This window comes from Ensifer sp. Root954, from assembly GCF_001429005.1.
Lineage (GTDB): Bacteria > Pseudomonadota > Alphaproteobacteria > Rhizobiales > Rhizobiaceae > Ensifer > Ensifer adhaerens.
In genome coordinates this window covers 100,140-117,372 of the sequence record NZ_LMJM01000053.1, presented here as the reverse complement: position 1 = coordinate 117,372, position 17,233 = coordinate 100,140, and the positions used below count along the sequence as shown (strand labels likewise).

At 61.7% G+C, this 17,233-nt stretch carries 17 protein-coding genes and 1 pseudogene; 3 read left to right on the top strand and 15 right to left on the bottom strand.

The window, feature by feature from the left end; translation table 11 throughout:
- Positions 1-67: 67 nt before the first annotated feature.
- Positions 68-1,090 (bottom strand): putative 2-aminoethylphosphonate ABC transporter substrate-binding protein, encoded by a 1,023-nt coding sequence (locus tag ASE71_RS34400; protein ID WP_060516632.1) that lies wholly within the window; start codon positions 1,088-1,090, stop codon positions 68-70.
- A gap of 153 nt (positions 1,091-1,243) precedes the next feature.
- Here ASE71_RS34400 and ASE71_RS36160 point away from each other — a divergent pair, with 153 nt between their 5' ends.
- Positions 1,244-1,429: a hypothetical protein gene (locus ASE71_RS36160; protein WP_060516634.1), complete on the top strand. Its 186-nt coding sequence runs from the start codon at positions 1,244-1,246 to the stop codon at positions 1,427-1,429.
- A gap of 23 nt (positions 1,430-1,452) precedes the next feature.
- Here ASE71_RS36160 and phnY read toward each other — a convergent pair whose 3' ends face one another.
- From phnY to ASE71_RS34380, 4 genes are all read right to left on the bottom strand, one after another.
- Positions 1,453-2,907: a phosphonoacetaldehyde dehydrogenase gene (phnY, locus tag ASE71_RS34395; protein ID WP_060516637.1), complete on the bottom strand. Its 1,455-nt coding sequence runs from the start codon at positions 2,905-2,907 to the stop codon at positions 1,453-1,455.
- A gap of 10 nt (positions 2,908-2,917) precedes the next feature.
- The gene (gene phnA, locus ASE71_RS34390; protein WP_060516639.1) at positions 2,918-4,180 is read right to left on the bottom strand and encodes a phosphonoacetate hydrolase; all 1,263 of its coding nucleotides are present in this window, start codon (positions 4,178-4,180) and stop codon (positions 2,918-2,920) included.
- A gap of 15 nt (positions 4,181-4,195) precedes the next feature.
- A complete protein-coding gene (locus ASE71_RS34385) occupies positions 4,196-5,398 on the bottom strand; it encodes a 2-aminoethylphosphonate--pyruvate transaminase (protein WP_060516642.1) in 1,203 nt (400 codons plus the stop codon).
- A 102-nt stretch (positions 5,399-5,500) separates the two neighbouring features.
- Entirely contained in the window at positions 5,501-7,153 is a 1,653-nt protein-coding gene (locus ASE71_RS34380) for a Na/Pi cotransporter family protein (protein ID WP_060516644.1), read from the bottom strand.
- 117 nt (positions 7,154-7,270) lie between these two features.
- On the opposite strand from ASE71_RS34380, the gene ASE71_RS34375 reads away from it, so the two are divergent.
- Positions 7,271-8,146: a LysR substrate-binding domain-containing protein gene (locus tag ASE71_RS34375; RefSeq protein WP_034794762.1), complete on the top strand. Its 876-nt coding sequence runs from the start codon at positions 7,271-7,273 to the stop codon at positions 8,144-8,146.
- Positions 8,147-8,173: 27 nt separating this feature from the next.
- Here ASE71_RS34375 and ASE71_RS35515 read toward each other — a convergent pair.
- A pseudogene (locus tag ASE71_RS35515) lies at positions 8,174-8,335 on the bottom strand (SDR family oxidoreductase); the annotation flags it as partial.
- Between the two features lie 296 nt (positions 8,336-8,631).
- Here ASE71_RS35515 and ASE71_RS37725 point away from each other — a divergent pair.
- The gene (locus ASE71_RS37725; protein WP_060516647.1) at positions 8,632-8,931 is read left to right on the top strand and encodes a DUF6894 family protein; all 300 of its coding nucleotides are present in this window, start codon (positions 8,632-8,634) and stop codon (positions 8,929-8,931) included.
- Between the two features lie 92 nt (positions 8,932-9,023).
- Here the strand turns inward: ASE71_RS37725 and doeB are convergent, their stop codons facing one another.
- The 9 genes from doeB to ehuA all read right to left on the bottom strand — a co-directional run bounded on the left by doeB (position 9,024) and on the right by ehuA (position 17,116).
- A complete protein-coding gene (gene doeB, locus ASE71_RS34365) occupies positions 9,024-10,034 on the bottom strand; it encodes a N(2)-acetyl-L-2,4-diaminobutanoate deacetylase DoeB (protein ID WP_060516649.1) in 1,011 nt (336 codons plus the stop codon).
- Between the two features lie 3 nt (positions 10,035-10,037).
- Positions 10,038-11,219 (bottom strand): ectoine hydrolase DoeA, encoded by a 1,182-nt coding sequence (gene doeA / locus ASE71_RS34360; protein ID WP_034794791.1) that lies wholly within the window; start codon positions 11,217-11,219, stop codon positions 10,038-10,040.
- Positions 11,220-11,253: 34 nt separating this feature from the next.
- Positions 11,254-12,246 carry an ectoine utilization protein EutC gene (eutC, locus tag ASE71_RS34355; RefSeq protein WP_060516651.1) on the bottom strand — a complete coding sequence of 331 codons (993 nt, stop codon included), beginning with the start codon at positions 12,244-12,246 and terminating at the stop codon, positions 11,254-11,256.
- The gene (gene eutB, locus ASE71_RS34350) at positions 12,243-13,244 is read right to left on the bottom strand and encodes a hydroxyectoine utilization dehydratase EutB (protein ID WP_060516653.1); all 1,002 of its coding nucleotides are present in this window, start codon (positions 13,242-13,244) and stop codon (positions 12,243-12,245) included. Before eutB ends, eutC begins: the two co-directional genes overlap by 4 nt.
- A gap of 2 nt (positions 13,245-13,246) precedes the next feature.
- Positions 13,247-14,023: an ectoine utilization protein EutA gene (gene eutA, locus ASE71_RS34345; protein ID WP_034794799.1), complete on the bottom strand. Its 777-nt coding sequence runs from the start codon at positions 14,021-14,023 to the stop codon at positions 13,247-13,249.
- A complete protein-coding gene (ehuD, locus tag ASE71_RS34340; protein WP_034794801.1) occupies positions 14,023-14,685 on the bottom strand; it encodes an ectoine/hydroxyectoine ABC transporter permease subunit EhuD in 663 nt (220 codons plus the stop codon). The genes eutA and ehuD overlap by 1 nt, the downstream gene beginning before the upstream one ends.
- Positions 14,686-14,687: 2 nt before the next feature.
- Positions 14,688-15,347 carry an ectoine/hydroxyectoine ABC transporter permease subunit EhuC gene (gene ehuC, locus ASE71_RS34335; protein WP_034794803.1) on the bottom strand — a complete coding sequence of 220 codons (660 nt, stop codon included), beginning with the start codon at positions 15,345-15,347 and terminating at the stop codon, positions 14,688-14,690.
- Positions 15,348-15,415: 68 nt separating this feature from the next.
- Positions 15,416-16,258 carry an ectoine/hydroxyectoine ABC transporter substrate-binding protein EhuB gene (gene ehuB, locus ASE71_RS34330; RefSeq protein ID WP_034794936.1) on the bottom strand — a complete coding sequence of 281 codons (843 nt, stop codon included), beginning with the start codon at positions 16,256-16,258 and terminating at the stop codon, positions 15,416-15,418.
- 72 nt (positions 16,259-16,330) lie between these two features.
- Positions 16,331-17,116: an ectoine/hydroxyectoine ABC transporter ATP-binding protein EhuA gene (gene ehuA, locus ASE71_RS34325; protein ID WP_034794806.1), complete on the bottom strand. Its 786-nt coding sequence runs from the start codon at positions 17,114-17,116 to the stop codon at positions 16,331-16,333.
- Positions 17,117-17,233: the final 117 nt, after the last annotated feature.

Sequence of the window (17,233 nt, the reverse complement as noted above, 5' to 3'; positions counted from 1 at the left end):
GAGGGATTTTCTTTCCGAGAAATGCGATCGGGCGCAGCGCAAAGGCGCTGCGCCCAGCCGATCAGGCTCAGCTCTTCGGTTCAGACTTGGCGTCGTAACGCTTCTGCCATTCCTTGAGGATGTCAGAGCGGTTGTTTGCGGCCCACTCGAAGTCGTTGACGATCATCCGGGAAGCGATGTCGTCGGGCAGGTGCTCGACCTGCTTGGCGACGCCCGGATAGGCAACGACGGCATAGCCGGCATTGTACATTTCGTTCGCTTCCTTGGTGACCGACCAGTCGACGAGCGTCTTTGCGGCTTCGAGGTTTGCCGTGCCAGCGATGATTGCGGTTGCCTCGGCCTCCCAGCCCGAACCCTCGGAGGGGAAGATGATGTCGATCGGTGCACCGGCACTCTTAGCCTTGGCGCCCGGAAACTCGAAGGACACGCCGATGACGGCTTCACCGGCGCCTGCCATCTTGCACGGCTTGGAGCCGGAATGGGTGTAGGCGGAGATGTTCTCGTGGAGCTTGTCCATGTAGTCCCAGGCCTTCTCCTCGCCCCACATCTGCATCCAGCCGGAGACGTCGAGGAAACCGGTGCCCGAGGATGCCGGGTTCGGCATCACCACGTGGCCCTTGTATTCGGGGTTCGTCAGGTCTTTCCAACTCGTCGGCGGCTTGAGGCCGAGCTTTTCGCCCTCGACCGTGTTGTAGCAAAGAGCCGCGACATAGGCGTCCATGCCGACCCAGCTCGGCGGCGTGTCCTTGTCGACGAATTTCGGGTCGAGCGTCTCGACGCCCTTGGGCTGGTAAGGTTCCAGCATGCCTTCGGTCTTCAAGAGAAGCAGCGAGGTTGCAGCGAGCCCCCAGACGACATCGGCCTGCGGATTGTCCTTTTCTGCAAGCAGCTTGGCGGTCATGACGCCGGTGGAATCGCGCACCCAGTTGATCTTGATGTCCGGGTGGGCCTTTTCGAAGGTCGCCTTGTAGCGGTCGAGGTCGACGGCTTCGACGGCGGTGTAGACGGTGAGCTGCGTTTCAGCGGCAGCGATGGCAGGAAGCACAGCGGAAACGGCGCCGGCAAGCACAAAGAGCATGCGTCTGTTCATGATTGAAGTTCTCCTCTGAGGTCCTGGTAAAACCGGGGAAGCGCGGCGGACAATCTTGTCGTTGCCCTGTTGTGATCGGCTTCGGGAAACATTCTGCGCAGCGGTTTCCTGTAAGTAAAATTTATTATTCTTATCGATTAGAAGAAAAAAACTATGGATGTTCTGCCGCAGAACTGGGCATGGAAACCGCGCTTGACCAAGGCGGCGGCAGGTTTCGATACGATTTCGCACAATCTGCCGGATGAAGGAGCAGATCTAAGATTGCGCGTCGCGCAGAGCCCCGCGACGCTGCGGGAGCAAATAAAAAGGGAGCCGCCATGGCGGCTCCCAGAGGGGTGAATCAGCGGGGGAAACGCTTGAAATCACCATGGCAAGGAGAATGTCTTGACGTTGGTAAAGCTCTTCATCGCCTCGATGACGCCTTCCTTGTAGCCGTTGCCGGAATCCTTGATGCCGCCGAAGGGGCTCATCTCGATCCGGTAACCCGGCACTTCCCAGATGTTGACCGTGCCGACCTTCAGCCCGGCGATGTATTTCTGCATTCGCCGGAAGTCATTGGTGCAGACGCCGGAAGAAAGGCCGAAGGCGGTTGAGTTCGAGAGCGCGATCAGCGCGTCGTCATCATCGGGCGCGCGCACGATCGGTATGATCGGCGCGAAGGTTTCTTCCATCACCAGTTCGCTCGAATGCTTAACGCGGTCGACAACGATTGGCGGCAAGAGGGCGCCCTTACGGCCGGGATGGTAGAGGATCTCCGCCCCTTCTTCCGCTGCCCGGTGCACCCGCCGCTCGAAGACTTCCGCCGCCTTGGCATGGACGACCGTGCCAAGGTCCGTCGCCCGGTCCATCGGATCGCCGAACCTCAGCTTTTTCGCTCGCTCGAGCACCAGCGGCACGAAGCGGTCGGCAACGCTCTCCTGGCAGAGGATGCGTTTCACAGCGGTGCAACGCTGGCCGGAGTTCTTCGTCGCGCCGGCAACGGCCAGATCCGCGGCTCTTGCGAGATCGTCATCCGACAGATCGTTGAGGATGATCAGCGGGTCATTGCCGCCGAGCTCCAGGATCTGCCGCTTGTAGTGGGCGTGGGCCGCGATCAGCTTGCCGACTGGAACGCTGCCGGTAAAGGTGATGAGGTCGAAGTTCGGATTGGTGATCATCTCCATGCCAATATCGGCTGGCCAGCCGGTCACGACCGAGAGCATTTCCGGCGGCAGGCCGGCCTCATAGAGAATGTCGGCGAAGATAAGCGCCGTCATCGGCGTCAGTTCTGTCGGCTTGAGCACAACGCAATTGTTCGTCGCAACCGCCGGCGCGACCTTGTGTGCCACCATGTTGAGCGGATGGTTGAACGGCGTGATCGCCGAAATGGCGTTGAGCGGTTCGCGCGTGGTGAAGATCTTGCGCGCCTTGCCGTGTGGTGTGAGGTCGCAGGAGAAGATCTCGCCGTCGTCATGAATGCACATCTGGCCCGAGAGCGTCAGTACGTCGAAGGCGCGGCCGACCTCGTAGAGCGAGTCCTGCTTGGAGATCCCGAGCTCCAGCGTGATCAGATCAGAGATCTCCTCCTTGCGGGCAACGAGCAGGTCCGCAGCCTTGAGCAGGATGCGCTGACGCTCGTAACGCGTCAGCTTCGGCTGGTAGGCGGCCGCGATCTCGAAGGCCTTGCGCGCATGCTCGGCGCTGCCCGCAGGCACCGTGCCGATCACCGCATCGTTGAAAGGGTAGCGCACCTCGATGCGCCCTTCGGTATCGACTGTCTTGCCGGCGATCCGCATGGGCTCGTGGCGAATTGCAAATGCTGTTTCCACCTTGGTCATCGCTCCCTCCCTAGTGCGTTGTCTGGGCGGCTGCGACGAGCGCGTAGTAGAACGCATCGAAATTGCGCAACGAAGCGGATGTCAGCAATTCGGGCAGTTTGCGGTTGGCGATGAAAGGCACCGCCTGTTCGGTCAGGCCGCCATGCGAGCGCAGCGGTTCGTTCAGCGCCGCCAGATCATGGCGATGTTCGCTGGTGCCGAGCGTCTTGTTTTCCGAGGAGATCAGCACGAGATCGCCGATCCGATCGTCGGGCAGCTCGAAGCGTACGCAGGCTTCCGGGCGGGAGAGCACGACGTCGATGCCTTCGATCGCCTGCAGCCGCTCGATGATCTCCTCCTTGTCCGCGCTTTCGGGCAGATAGGCCGTGGCAAACGAGCCGAGCGCGCCGTGATGCACGACATAGGGGTCGGTGATCGGCAGGATGACGCGCGCGGCGTCCTTGCCGAGCCATTGGTCGAGCAGGTCCTGCACGTAGATGACATCCGGCGAACCGTCCGCCTTGTGCTTCGGCTTCATGCCGTGGTCGGCCGTGACGATGATGGCCGCGCCGAGCGCGTCAAGTTCGGTCAGATACTTGTCGAACATCTCATAGAAGGCGTTCGCCTGGGGTACGCCCGGCGCATATTTGTGCTGCACATAGTCGGTGGTCGTCAGGTACATGACATCCGGCCGAAATTCCTTGAGCAGCTCGACGCCGGCGGCAAAGACGAATTCGGAGAGATCGGCCGAATAGACTTCCGGTACGGCGCGACCGAGCCAGGCCGAGGCATTGTCGAGGCCGTTTTCCGCCTCGGTCGTCTTGTCCGCCTTTTCAGACGAGAAGCAGATGGCCCTGCCCTCGTCATACTTCAGCCCGTGGCCGAGCAGCGCCCTGAGCTTGTCCTTCGCCGTCACCACGGCGACCTTCGCACCCGCATCGTAGAATGCCTTGAAGATGGTCGGGGCGCGCAGGAAGCGTGGATCGTTCATCATCACTTCGTTACCCGTCTGCGGTTCGTAGAGATAGTTGCCGCAGATGCCGTGGATCGCCGGCGGCCGGCCGGTAGCGATGGAAAGGTTGTTCGGATTGGTGAAGCTCGGGATAACGCTGAGCGCGGTGCGCTCCGTCCCGGTCTTGCGGATGCGCTCGAGCGTCGGCATCAGCCCGGCCTTGATGGCTTCGTCGAGATAGGCCGGCTCGCAGCCGTCGAGGCAGATGGCGATGGCCGGGACATTCGGCCAGGGATAGGTGCGACGGTTGGCTGTAACGGTGATCTTGGACATCTTGTTCATCGTAATTTCCTCAGTTCAGGCAGCGAGACGGCGACGTTCTTCAAGGGCGACGGCCGGGGGAGCGGCGCTGTCGACGCCCATTTCGGAGAGTGAGTTGCGGGCGGCCTCGACCACGCGGCGCATGACATGCTCGTCCATGCGACCGATGCAGCCGACGCGGAAACTGTCGACCACCGTCAGCTTACCCGGGTAGATGATGAAGCCTTTGTCCTTCATCAGGTCGTAGAAGCGGTCGAAGGCGAAGGCCGGGTGGGCCGGGCTGAAGAAGGTGACGATGATCGGCGACAGCCACTGGTCGGCAAGCAACGTCTCGAAACCGGCCTCGCGCATGCCGGCGACCATGACGTCGCGGTTGCGGGCATAACGGGCTCCGCGACCGGCGACACCGCCCTCTTCGCGATGCAGACGCAAGGCCTCCAGGAAAGCCGCGACAACGTGGGTCGGCGGCGTGAAGCGCCACTGGCCGGTCTTGTTCATGTAGTCCCACTGGGCATGCACATCGAGGCTGAGTGAATGGCTGCGCCCCTTGGCTGCCTCCAGTTCGCTCTTGCGGGCGATAACGAAGCCGAAGCCCGGCACACCCTCGATGCACTTGTTGGCGGAAGAAACGATCGCCTCGTAGCGGAAATCGCCGATACCGGCCGGCACTGCGCCGAAGGCGCTCATGGAGTCGACGAGCAACTTGCGACCGCGGGAATAGACTGTGTCGGAAATCTCCTTCAACGGGTTGAGGATGCCGGAGCTCGTTTCGCAATGGACGATCACGACATGGGTGATTCCAGGGTCGGCATCGAGCGCTGCTGCAACCTCCGGACCGCGTGGCGGCATGTAGTCGCCCTTGTCGATCGTCACATGGTCACGACCGAGATAGGAAAGCGTCTGGGCGATGCGCTTGCCATAGGCGCCGTTCATCAGCACCAGCACACGGCCGTCCTTCGGGACGAAGCTGCCGAGCATCGCCTCGACCGAAAACGAACCGCTGCCCTGCATCGGCACGCAATCGAACTCGCCCTTGGCATCGCCGGCAATCTCGAGCAGTTCCTGGCGAAGCTTGGCGGTCATTGCCCGGAAATCGCCATCCCAGGAACCCCAGTCCCGCAGCATGGCTTCCTTAACCCGATAGGCCGTGGTTAGCGGGCCGGGCGTCAAGAGATAGGGCTCGCCCAGCCTCGGTGTTTCCAGGGGCGCGATGGTTCTTTCAGAAGCGGTGTTTGGCATTGTCCGTCCTCGCGGTTGGCGTGTTCGAGAACGACAATGGGGCGGAAACATATATCTGTAAAATCGTTCTTTTGTATCAATCTATCGTTTCAATTTATATATCTAAGCAGCAGGCACGAGCCGGCTTTCCAGGAGGTCCCCGCTCTCGCGCAGGCGCGGATAGGCCATCGTCGTCACCAGCGAATTGACCTCCTTCAGCGCCCGAACGATCTCGAGATGCATGTCGCTCGACAGGATGCTGGTCGCGATGCCCTGCCGAAGCCGCTCCAGATGGCACTTGCTGCTTTCTTCGACCAGGCGACGCACATGTTCCTTCTGCCGAACCATTTCGCGCGCGATCACCGGGTCCGGGGAGACGAGAAGATTGGCCGCCAGCCTGACGTTGGAAGACACGGCCGCATGCAGCAAGGTGAGTTCACGCCATCCCTCCTGCGAGAAGGTCCCTGCGCCCGCAAGCCGCTCCTCGGCCATTTGCAGGAGGCTCTTTGCGACGACGTCTCCGGCATATTCGAGATGGATCGCTGCCTCGGTGAGTTCGATGCCGCGCCGCGATTGCTCTTCGGTCAGGATGCCGCGGTTGACGGCGGCGATGTAGAGCTTGATTGCGCTATGGGCCACGTGGATGTCGCCATCGATGCTTCTGAGCGCCTTGACCGCCTGCGGTGTCGGCGCGTGAATGACGGTCATGACGGGCTCCAGCATCCGGGCGATAAGATTGCCCATGTGCAACACCTCGCGTGCCGCGCCCGCCAGCGCCTGCGCCGGTTTGTCGATCAGCGCCGGGTCAAGCGCGCTGACATGAGCCGCACGATCATTGGCACCGGCGGCCTCCGGCATGAGCAACCGAACGAGGCGCGCCATCGGGCCGCAGAAAATCACCCCGACGAGAACCAGGGCAGCGTTGAAGAGCACATGCAGATTGACCAGCTTGCCGGCCACAGTCTCCCCAGGAAGCCAGTCGAACGGGGAATGCAGCGAAAAGAGTCCGAAGATCGCTGCGGCGAACAGGGCGCGGAAGAGGAGATTACCAAGCGGCAGGCGTCGGCCTTCGACCGGCAGACCGCGGGTCAGCCACAGCGCGATGAGCCCGCCGCCGATGTTGACGCCGAGCACCAGGGGAATGCCGACGTCCAGGGGCACGATGCCCTTCACGGCAAAGGTCAGGATCAGCAGGATCGCTGCCACGCTGGAGTGCAGCGCCCAAGTGAAGAAGGCGGCAAGGATCATCACGCTCAAGGCATCCTTGCCGACGAAAGCGACGACGGAAGGCAGCATCGGGCTCTGAGAGAGCGGCTGCGTCGCATGGCCGATCATCTGCAGCGAGAGCAGCAGCAGACCGATGCCGAGCACTGCACGCCCGGTCTCGACGGACTTGCGGGTCGATGCCTTCAGATGCGCAAGACCGCCAGCGGCGATCAGAAGCGGCGCCAGCCAATGCAAGTCGAAGGACAGGATCTTGACGACAAGCGCCGAGCCGAGATCGGCACCAAGCAGCACCGCCAGGCCGGTATCAAGCGCCAGCGCGCCGCTGACGGCAAAACCGGCGGCAAGCATGGCGACCGCCGTCGAGCTTTGCAGCGCAATGGCAACCGCGCAGCCGCAGATGGCCGCACGCGGTCGTCCACCGGCGCCACCGACGGTACGCGCGACGATGTCGCCTGCCGCCGCCTCAACACCTTTCTTCACGAGGCTGACGGCGTAGAGCAAGAGGACGGTGGCGGCGGCAAGCTCGAGGACGACGGCCGGGAGGTTCATGAGGCGCGCTCCGGATAGAGGTGGAATCCGAAAACTATCCGCGCCCGCTTTACATAAATCAAATCGTTCGTTTTAATCAAACTATCGTTCAAATCTATTCGAGAAGGCGTCGTACGCATGCGCTATGTCCAGCTCCGCGCCTTTCATAACGTGGCCATCCACGGCGGTTTCTCGCGTGCCGCCGAAGCGCTCTTCCTTACTCAGCCGGCAGTCTCGGATCAGGTGCGCAAGCTCGAGGAGGAATATGATGTCCTCCTCTTCAACCGGAACAAGAAGCAGGTGACGCTGACCCAGGCGGGCCAACAGCTCCTGGAAGTCACCCGCCGCATGTTCGACGTCGAGCAGCAGGCCCTGGATCTTTTGTCGGAATCACGGGCGCTGAGAGCGGGAAAACTACGGATCGTTGCCGATGCCGCCCATCACCTGCTGCATATCCTTGCCGCTTTCCGGCGCACCTATCCGACCGTCCAGGTGTCGATCGATTCCGGCAACACCGAAACCGTCATCACCAGCCTGCACGCCTATGAGGCAGACATCGGCGTTCTCGGCGAGATCCCGCAATCGAGCGACTTCGACATCCTGAAACTCAACTCCACGCCGATCATAGCCTTTGCGAGCCGTGACTATCCGCTGCAAGGCAAGAAAAAGGTGACTTTCGCTGAACTCGTGAAGCACCCCTTGGTCATGCGCGAGCAAGGCTCCAAGACCCGCCAAAAGCTCGAAACGATGTCGCAGCAATGTGGCGTGCAACTGACGCCGCTCATCGAAGCCGAAGGTCGTGAGGCGGTGCGCGAGATCGTCGCCGCCGGCGGCGGGGTCGGCTTCGTTTCGTCGGCGGAGTTCGGGCAGGACAGCCGCCTCATTCCCATCGAGATCGAAGCGCCCGAGATGCTGATGGACGAAGCACTCATCTGTTTGCGCGAGCGCAGCAACGGGAAACTGGTCAGCGCCTTTTTCGACATTGCCCGCAGGCTAACCTCTGCGCCGGCCTGATCGCTACCCGGACGGCAGCAACGCAATTCATCGCGCCAACCAGCCGCCATCAATCGGGACGACCGCGCCATTCATGTAGCGGGATGCCGGCGCCAACAGAAAAACGGCAGCCTCGCCGATATCATCGGGCGTGCCCCAGCGACCGGCCGGGATGCGGTCAAGGATTGCCGCTGAGCGGTTCGCATCCGCAATGCGGATCGACCGGGGTGAGCTTGGCCGTGCCGGGGAAAGAGCGTAAGGGGTAGCAGGATACGAAAGCGCCTTTGGCTGGCGCGCACCACGATCGACGAACGAGCCCGTTTGGCGGGAGCGCGGAGCCGTAAAATGATGCGTTCAACCATGCGGCCACTCTGAAGCGTGGCCACCTCATCTGCCATCGATGGAAGCCGCGTCACGCCCCACAAGCCATGTCACGCAACTGTCACGCGCAATAGATCAACGAGACTGCTAAGAAGTAGAAAAGTTATCATTGCTCGAGTGGCAACATGCCCCGATACCTCTTTCATATTCACCTGTCCGGCAGGATCAATCGCGATGACCATGGGGCGTTTCACGCCAATGACAGTCAGGCGGTGACCAATGGCAGGTCGATCGCCGACAAGATCGCTGAAGACGACAGGCACCGTAGCGTCATCGTGACTGTCGAACGAGCCGGCGGCGTTGTTCTGGCCCGCGTGACTGCCAGGAGAGCAATGCCACCCTGGCAATCTGCGAGTTCGAAATTCGAACACGCTTGGAGAGAACTGTCCGACCTTGACGTTAGCCAATTCCGCAGGGCGCGTTAGAAATCCTGGCCCTGTTTTATTGACGTCAGCGAGGCGTCCCCTTTCGGTTAGGGGATGGCTCGCACGCGACGGTCGCCGGTGGTCCATAAGCCCTATGCCGCGACAATAGTTGCGAGCACGCTGACGCAATCACCGGATTTGACGAGGCCGGGGAAATGGCGAGCGACGAGGATGCCGTCCATCTTTGCCCGTATGTTCAGCGGTTCGTCGCCTGTACGGCCGATCGGATAGATGCGGGCGACGATTTCCCCGCTCCTCACCTGGTCGCCGAGATCGACGAATGGTTCAACAAGGCCGCCGTTCTCGGCAAAGCAAAAGCAGTTGCCGTCGGGCATGTCGAGCCACGTGGTTTCGCCGTTTTCGACTGCCCCTTTCAAGATACCTGCCGCCTTCAGCACGTTGGAAACGCCCGCCTTGGCGATACGCGCGCTCCTGGCCGTCGCCGTGCCGCCACCGCCGAGCTCGGTGGTGATGAAGACCTTGCCCATCTCCTCCGCCGCCGTGTCGTACATGCCGACGGCATCGATCTCCAGCATCTTCATCGACCATGGGGCGCCGAAGGCCCTGACGAGTTCGAAGGATTTTTCCTCCTGTGCCTTGTCTGGCAGCACATGGGCGGCGCAGAAAGGCAGAAAGTCGAGCGTCTTTCCGCCTGAATGAAAGTCGAGCACGATCTCGGCAAGCGGTAACAGCGTGCGCTGGAAATAGTCCGCGATCTTCTGGGTGACCGTGCCGTCCGGCGCGCCTGGAAAGCTTCGGTTCATGTTGCCCTTGTCGATCGGCGAGGTGCGGGTGCCGGCCAAAAAGGCCGGATAGTTCATCGCCGGCACGATGATGACGCGGCCCGTGACGTCATCGGCCTTCAGCGTGCGGGCGAGATCGAAGAGCGCAATCGGGCCCTCATACTCATCGCCGTGGTTGCCGCCGGTGAGAAGGGCCGTCGGGCCCTCCCCGTTCTTCACGACTGTCACCGGGATCATCACCGAGCCCCAGGCGGAATCGTCGCGGCTGTGAGGCAGACGCAGGAAACCATGCTGAACGCCCTCGGCCGAAAAATCGACCGTAGAACTGATCGGCGAAGGACGAAGGTTGATTTCCCGCATGGCTCAATCCTTCACGAGCAGTTTGCGCGGCACGTTGGCGAGGCACTCGACACCGCTCTCGGTGATCAGGATGCTTTCCGTGGTCTCAAAACCCATGTCCTCGAGCCAGAGGCCCGTCATGAAGTGGAAAGTCATGCCGGGTTTGAGTTCGCTGCGGTCACCTGGACGCAGGCTCATCGTGCGCTCGCCCCAGTCCGGCGGATAGGAAACGCCGATGCCGTAGCCTGTGCGATTGTCCTTCACGATGCCGTATTTCTTCAGCACGGCGAAGAAGGCGTTTGCGATATCCTCGCAGGTATTGCCGGGCCGTGCCTTTTCGAGGCCTGCCTCCATGCCTTCCAGCGTCGCCTTCTCGGCATCAAGGAAAGCCTGTGTCGGCTTGCCGAGAAAGACGGTGCGCGACAGCGGCACGTGATAACGGTGGTAGCAGCCGGCAATCTCGAAGAACGTACCTTCGCCTCTCTTCATCGGCCGGTCGTCCCAGGTCAGGTGCGGCGCGGAAGCCTCCACGCCCGAAGGCAACAGCGGCACGATTGCTGGATAATCGCCGCCGATGCCATCGACCCCTCGGGTACCGGCATCGTAAATCTCCGCGACCAGATCGCATTTGCGCATGCCGACCGCGATCTTGTCGAAGATGCGTTCATGCATCTTTTCGACGATCCTTGCGGCGTTGCGCATGTAGCGGATTTCGGCCTCGCTCTTGACCGCGCGCTGCCAGTTGACGAGTGCGGTCGCATCGATGAAACGCGCATTCGGCAGGTGCTTCACAAGTGAAGCGAAGGCGGCGGCGGAGAACCAGTAGTTGTCCATCTCCACGCCGATCGTCAGTTTGTCGAGGCCCCGTTCGGCGAGCTTGGCCGAGAGGTAATCCATCGGGTGGCGTTCGGTGGACTGCACATAGTGGTCCGGATAGCCGACAATGTTTTCGTGTTTGAGGTAGGCGGTGAATTTGGCGCCGTTGGCATCCTGGCCGCGTCCGTACCAGATGGGCTCGCCCGTCGGCGGCACGACGACGCATTGGTGCACGTAGAAAGACCAGCCGTCATAGCCGGTCAGCCAGTTCATGTTCGACGGATCGCTGACGATCAGCACGTCGATGCCCTTGGCTTCCATCGCTTTTCGCGTTTTTTGAAGACGCGTTTCATACTCCGGAAGTGAGAACTTCAGGTTCGCTTGTTTCATCGGTTTTTCCTCTATACCCGGCGAAAAGCCGGTCTCAACTCTCGAAGATCGTACCGGCGCCCGCCATTGCCGCGCGGGCGCCAGCAAGCGTAGCTATGGCCGTGTCCTGAATGCCCGTGCCGGTAAGGTCCGCCACGGTGATCTGCTCGGGGCCGCTGCGGCCCGGTTTGCGCCCGGCGACGATCTCGCCGAGTTCGGGGAAGATCGTATCCTCCGTCACGAGGCCCGCTTCGATGGCATGATGCAATTCGCCGAGCCTGCGCGTCTGCTTCAGGCTATCGGCGACATAGAGGCCGGCGGTGGCGACAATGGCGGGTTCGATCTCGTTTTTGTGCTCGGCGTCCGACCCCATGGCCGTGACATGCTGGCCAGGCTGGAGCCATTCGGCACGAAGCACCGGTGTTTCGGAAGGCGTGGTGGTGACGATGATCTCCGCACCATCGACAGCCGCCCGGCCGTCGGCCTCCGCCCGAACCGGAAAGCCGAGCTTCACCGTCAAGTCCGCAGCGACGGCCTCGGCTTTAGCAGCATCTCTCGCCCAGATGCGCGCTTCGCGGATCGGCCGCACCAGGCTTAAGGCCTCTAGCTGCAACCTTGCCTGCATGCCGGCGCCGAAGATGGCGGCAACCGCGGCATCCGCGCGCGAAAGTTTTCGAGCCGCGACCGCGCCGGCCGCCGCTGTGCGCACATCCGTCAGGTAACCGTTGTCGAGCAGGACGGCCTCTACCAGGCCGGTCTTCGCCGAAAGCAGCACCATCAGGCCGTTGGTGCTCTGCAGGCCGATCTTCGGATTATTGAAGAAGCCGGGGCTGATCTTGATGGCGAAACCATCGAGACCGGGCACGTAAGCCGTCTTAACATCGACCTCACCGCGCTCTTCAGGGATGTCGAGCCTCAGGATCGGCGGCATCGCCACCGCTTTGGTGGCAAGCGCGTGAAACGCCCCTTCGACGCAGGCAATGGCATCGAGATCGAGCGGAACGATACGCCTGAGTTCCGTCTCGGTAAGAATTCTCATCGTCGTCATGCCGCGGCCTCCGCTAGCGGATCGACCCCGCCATTGATGACCCGTCGATGCAGGTCCATGTCGACATTGCGGCCGGAGAGGATGACCGCCACCGGCCCCTCCAGCCGGCCAAACCGGCGGGAAAGCAAGGCCGCGATGCCGACGGCCCCTGCCCCCTCGATCACCTCGCGCTCTTGGGAATACGCATGCCGCATACCGGCCGCGATCTCGGCTTCAGACAGCAAGATCACGTCGTCGAGCAGCGCGCGGCACATTTCGAAGGTCACGGCGTTATCAAGGCCGATGCCGCCACCGAGGGAATCGGCAAGGCTTGCCACCTCCTCGACTTGCACCGGCCGCCCTGCGTTAAGGCTCGCCTTCATTGCCGCGCCACGTTCCATCGTAAGGCCGATGACGCGGGTCTTCGGTGACCGCCCTTTCACGGCCGCGGCGACACCGGCCGCAAGCCCACCGCCGGAAAGCGGCACAAAAACCGTCGCCACATCCGGCATTTCCTCGACGATCTCCAGACCGAGCGTGCCCTGCCCGGCAACGACCGTTCGATTATCGAAGGGTGGCACCATGACGAGACCCTCTTCAGCCACCAGCCGATCCACCTCAAGCTGGGCTTCGTCCTGCGATTTGCCGACGATCAGGACATTGGCCCCAAGCCTTCGGATGTCCGACACCTTGTTGTTGGGCACGAGTTTGGACACGCAGATTGTCGCGACTGATCCTGCGGCCTTGGCGGCATGGGCGAGCGCCCGGCCGTGATTGCCGGTCGAGGCGGCGACGACACCCCTCGCCCGCTCTTCCGACGTCAGCGAGAGCACGGCATTCGTGGCGCCGCGGAGCTTGAAGCTGCCTGTCGTCTGGTGGTGCTCAAGCTTCAGGCCGACGGGCACACCGAAGCGTTCGCAGAGCGAAGCGGAAAGCACGAATGGCGTATTCAAGACCCGGCCCTTTATGCGCCGCGCCGCCTGTTCGATATCCGCCACTGTTACGGGAAGGTTCGACATCGCTAGCGGTCCAAATAGGCAAGTGTCATGAGTTGCCCGAGATCCGGCCGTGCCGTCTCATTGCCGCAGAGGCGCAGGCAGGCCCAGGCGGTGGCGAGATTGCTGGTAACGACCGGCTTGCCGATGACGGCCTCGATCTCGGCCGCGACGCCTGCCGCGCGCACCGCCGTACACGATATGAAAAGCGCGTCGCTGTCTGGCGCCGTCGCTTGCTTCGCAAAGGCGACGATTTCGTCCGGAGAAATGCGCGCCATCTCCCGGTCGTCATCAAGACCGAGGCAAGTGAAACGGGCGATGTCGAAGCCAAGCGACACGAAATAGTTAGCCATCGGCTCGCTGGTCTCGATCGTGTAGGGCGTCAGTACGGAAATCCGCTTGGCACCGAACGCCTTGAGGCCAGAGGCCGCCGCCGCAGTCGGCGTGACGACGGAAGCACTTGGCTTGGCCGCATGGACCGCCGCCTTGACTTGCGCGTCGCCGATGACGACGGACGCGGAGGTGCAGGAATACATGACGATGTCTAGAGGTTCGTCCGGCAGGATCAGTGCGGCCGCTGATGTCAGCGAGGGCTGCATGGCGCGCAAGTTCTCCGGCGTCACCGGGTTCGCGTAGGGAATGCGCGTCGCATAGACGCCAATCTGCTCGCTTGCAACCATGCGATGGAAGTCCACTTCCGTGGTGTGGTCGGTCGCAAGGATGATCAGGCCGATGCGCTTGTCGAGCGGACGCTCATCCAGCTTCGGCATGCGCGAGGAAAGTGTAAGATCGACCGCTCGCATCAGCGCTCCTCCACTTGGGCGTATCGTTCTTCCAGCCAGCGCAGGAAGACGACGGAGATCAGGCTCATGATCAGGAAGAAGACCCCGACCAGCGTCATCGGCTCGATGTAGCGATAGCTGCTGTTGGCCACGCTTTTCGCCTGGTTCATCAGTTCGAGCACTGTGATGGCGGAAAGGAGCGGTGTCTCCTTGAACATGGCGATCAGATAGTTGGCCAGCGCCGGGATCATCGGCGGGATCGCCTGTGGCAGGATGACGTGGACCCAGGTCTGGCGGCCGGTGAGGTTCGTCGCCTTGGCCGCCTCCCATTGGCCGCGCGGCACGTTCTCGATACCGGCGCGGTAGACCTCCGCCGCATAGGTGCCATAGTGGAGCCCAAGGCCGATGATGCCGGCGAGCATTGCCGGCAGGCGAACGCCAATATCCGGCAACACGAAGAAGATGAAGTAGAGCTGGACCAGGAGCGGCGTGCCGCGAATGAACTCCACGATGAAGCCCGTGACCTTCGCAATCGGCTTAGGCGCGGTCATGCGCAAGATGGCAAAGACGAGGCCGATGATGGCAGCGAGTGCCGCGCCGAAAACGGTTGCCAATATGGTGATCTTCAGACCCTCAAGCAGGGTCGGCATGATTTCCCAAACGAAATTCCAGTCCCATTCCATCGTCAGGTCCTCACGCCATCAAGGCCGCGTGTTACCCGGCGTTCCAGCCAGCGCATGCCGTTGGAGATGGCGAGTGCCATCAGGAAGTAGAGCACGAGAATCGTTGCGAAAGGAACGAGCGTGCTGCCGGTCTGGGCGCGGACCACCTGGGCCTGAAAGGTCATGTCGGTGAGCGAGATCAGCGACACGACGGCCGTACCCTTCAAGAGCTCGATCGCGTTGTTGCAGAAGGTCGGAAGCATCAGCGGCAGGGCCTGCGGAAGGACAACGTAACGCATCGACTGATAGCGCGAGAGATTGAGCGCTATGCAGGCCTCGCGTTGCTCGCGGCCGATCGCCTTGACCGCGCCGCGCACGACCTCCGCCCCATAAGCTCCCACGTTCAGTCCCAGCGCCAGTACGCCGGCCTGAAGCGGCGACAAGGTGACGCCGGCGAATGGCAGCACGAAGTAGACCCAGAACAGCTGGACGAAGATCGACGTGCCGCGGAAAAACTCGATATAGGTGGTGGCAAGCGCGCGAACCACGAAAATGCGGCTGACGCGCCCAAGACCCGCGACGAATGCCATGACGAGCGCGAGCAATGAGCCGAGCACGGTAAGCTCAAGCGTCACGAGCGCGCCTTCAAGGATCAGCCCTATGTAGCCGGACCAGTCGGTCATCGTTCTTCCATATACGAGGGAGCGTACTGCCTCTCCCCGGTTTGGGAAGAGGCCCGATTGCTGCGGCCTTACTTTGCGGCGCAGAGCTTTTCGCGGGTCGTCGACATCGCGGCCGCGGCAGAGAAGCCATAGGGTTCGATGATCTTGGCAAACTCGCCCGACTGCTTGAGCTTTGCGAGTTCCACGTCGAAGGCATCGCGCAAGGCTTCCTCGCCCTTCTTGAAGGCCGCGCCGTCGCAATAGACCGGCGCGCCTTCAACCGGCGCCACGACTTCGACACTGGGGTCGTTCGCCTTGGCGACAAGAGCGTTGATGGAAAGCACCGGCAGCGAATAGACGTCGATACGGCCGTCCTGCAGCATCTTCAGGCCGCTCTGGCCATCCGGAACGACAATGACACGATCGCGCGGGACGCCGGCTTCGAGCGCGAGCTTTTCTTCCGTACCGCCACCTGGCGCGCCGATCTTGGCGTCCGGGTTGTCGGCGATATCCTTGTAGCTCTTGAGCTTCAGCGGGTTGCCCTTTTTCAGCGCGAAGGCTTCGGCGTCACAAAGGATCGGTTCTGAATAGGCAACCGCGTTGCAACGTTCCGGCTTCATGAAGAGGCCAGCAGTGATGACATCATGACGGCCGGCCTGAAGACCCGGGATCATCGCGCCATATTCCGAGATCGAGGCGACGATGTCTTCGACACCGAGGCGCTTGAAGACCTCACGCGCGACGTCCGGAGCTGCGCCAGAAACTTTGCCGTCGGCGGCAACTGCCGTGAAGGGCGGTTCGTTGGCGATGGCGACACGGGCGAAACCCTGTTCCTTCAGTTCCTCAAGCTTGCCGTCGGCCCAGGCTGGCGCTGCGGCAACCATTGCCGTGAGGGCGCCCGCGCTGGCGGTTATGGTCAAATAGGTTCTCATGCTCATAGTTGCGAACTCCTCTGGCTGTCCCGGGTTTTTGTTTGGAGCCTTGTTTCCGGGCGGCAAAGCCGCTCAGACGCGGTGCCCTGCCGCGATGATCTTGCGCAGGAAGGTCTGCGTGCGTTCCTGCTTGGGCGTGCGGAAAATCTCGTCCGGCTTGCCCTCCTCGACGATCTTGCCGCGGTCGAAAAAGAGAATGCGATCGGCAAAATCATGGGCGAAACCCATCTCATGCGTGACGAGCAGCATGGTCATGTCTGTTTCGACCGCAAGCTTGCGCATGACATTCAGCACTTCTTCGACCAGTTCCGGGTCGAGTGCCGAGGTCACCTCGTCAAACAGCATGATCTTTGGCGAAAGAGCCAGCGCCCGGGCGATCGCAACGCGCTGCTTCTGTCCGCCGGACAATTGCGCGGGCATGCTCTTTGCCTTGTCGGCCATGCCCACCATGTCGAGAAGCTCCATCGCCCGCTTCTCCGCCGCGGCCTTCGCCATGCCTTTCGTCAGCATCGGCGCGAGCGTGACATTGTCGAGCACGCATTTGTGCGGGAAGAGATTGAAGTGCTGGAAGACCATGCCGATCTTCTCGCGCATCTTGTGCAGATGGCGGTCGTCGGCCGGCGCGAGGCTGCCGTTCTTCGGCATATGATAGAGCTGGTCGCCGTCGACCTCGATATGGCCGCCGCTGATCGCCTCCAATGTCATGAGAATGCGCAGGATCGTTGTCTTGCCCGATCCGGAGGGACCGATAAGCGCCAGCTTTTCGCCCGGCAGCACGTCCATCGACAAACCGTCGAGTACGGTCAAGGGACCGTAGCGTTTGGTGATGTTGTCGATGCGGATGATCGGCGCTGCCATGCATGTCTCTCCCTATTGAGACAAGTGATGGAGCAACGATGCGCGGCAAACAAAATCATGTCAATGTCAATAATAATATCAGTACAATTATTCTGACATCGCCCATTTGCAAGGCAG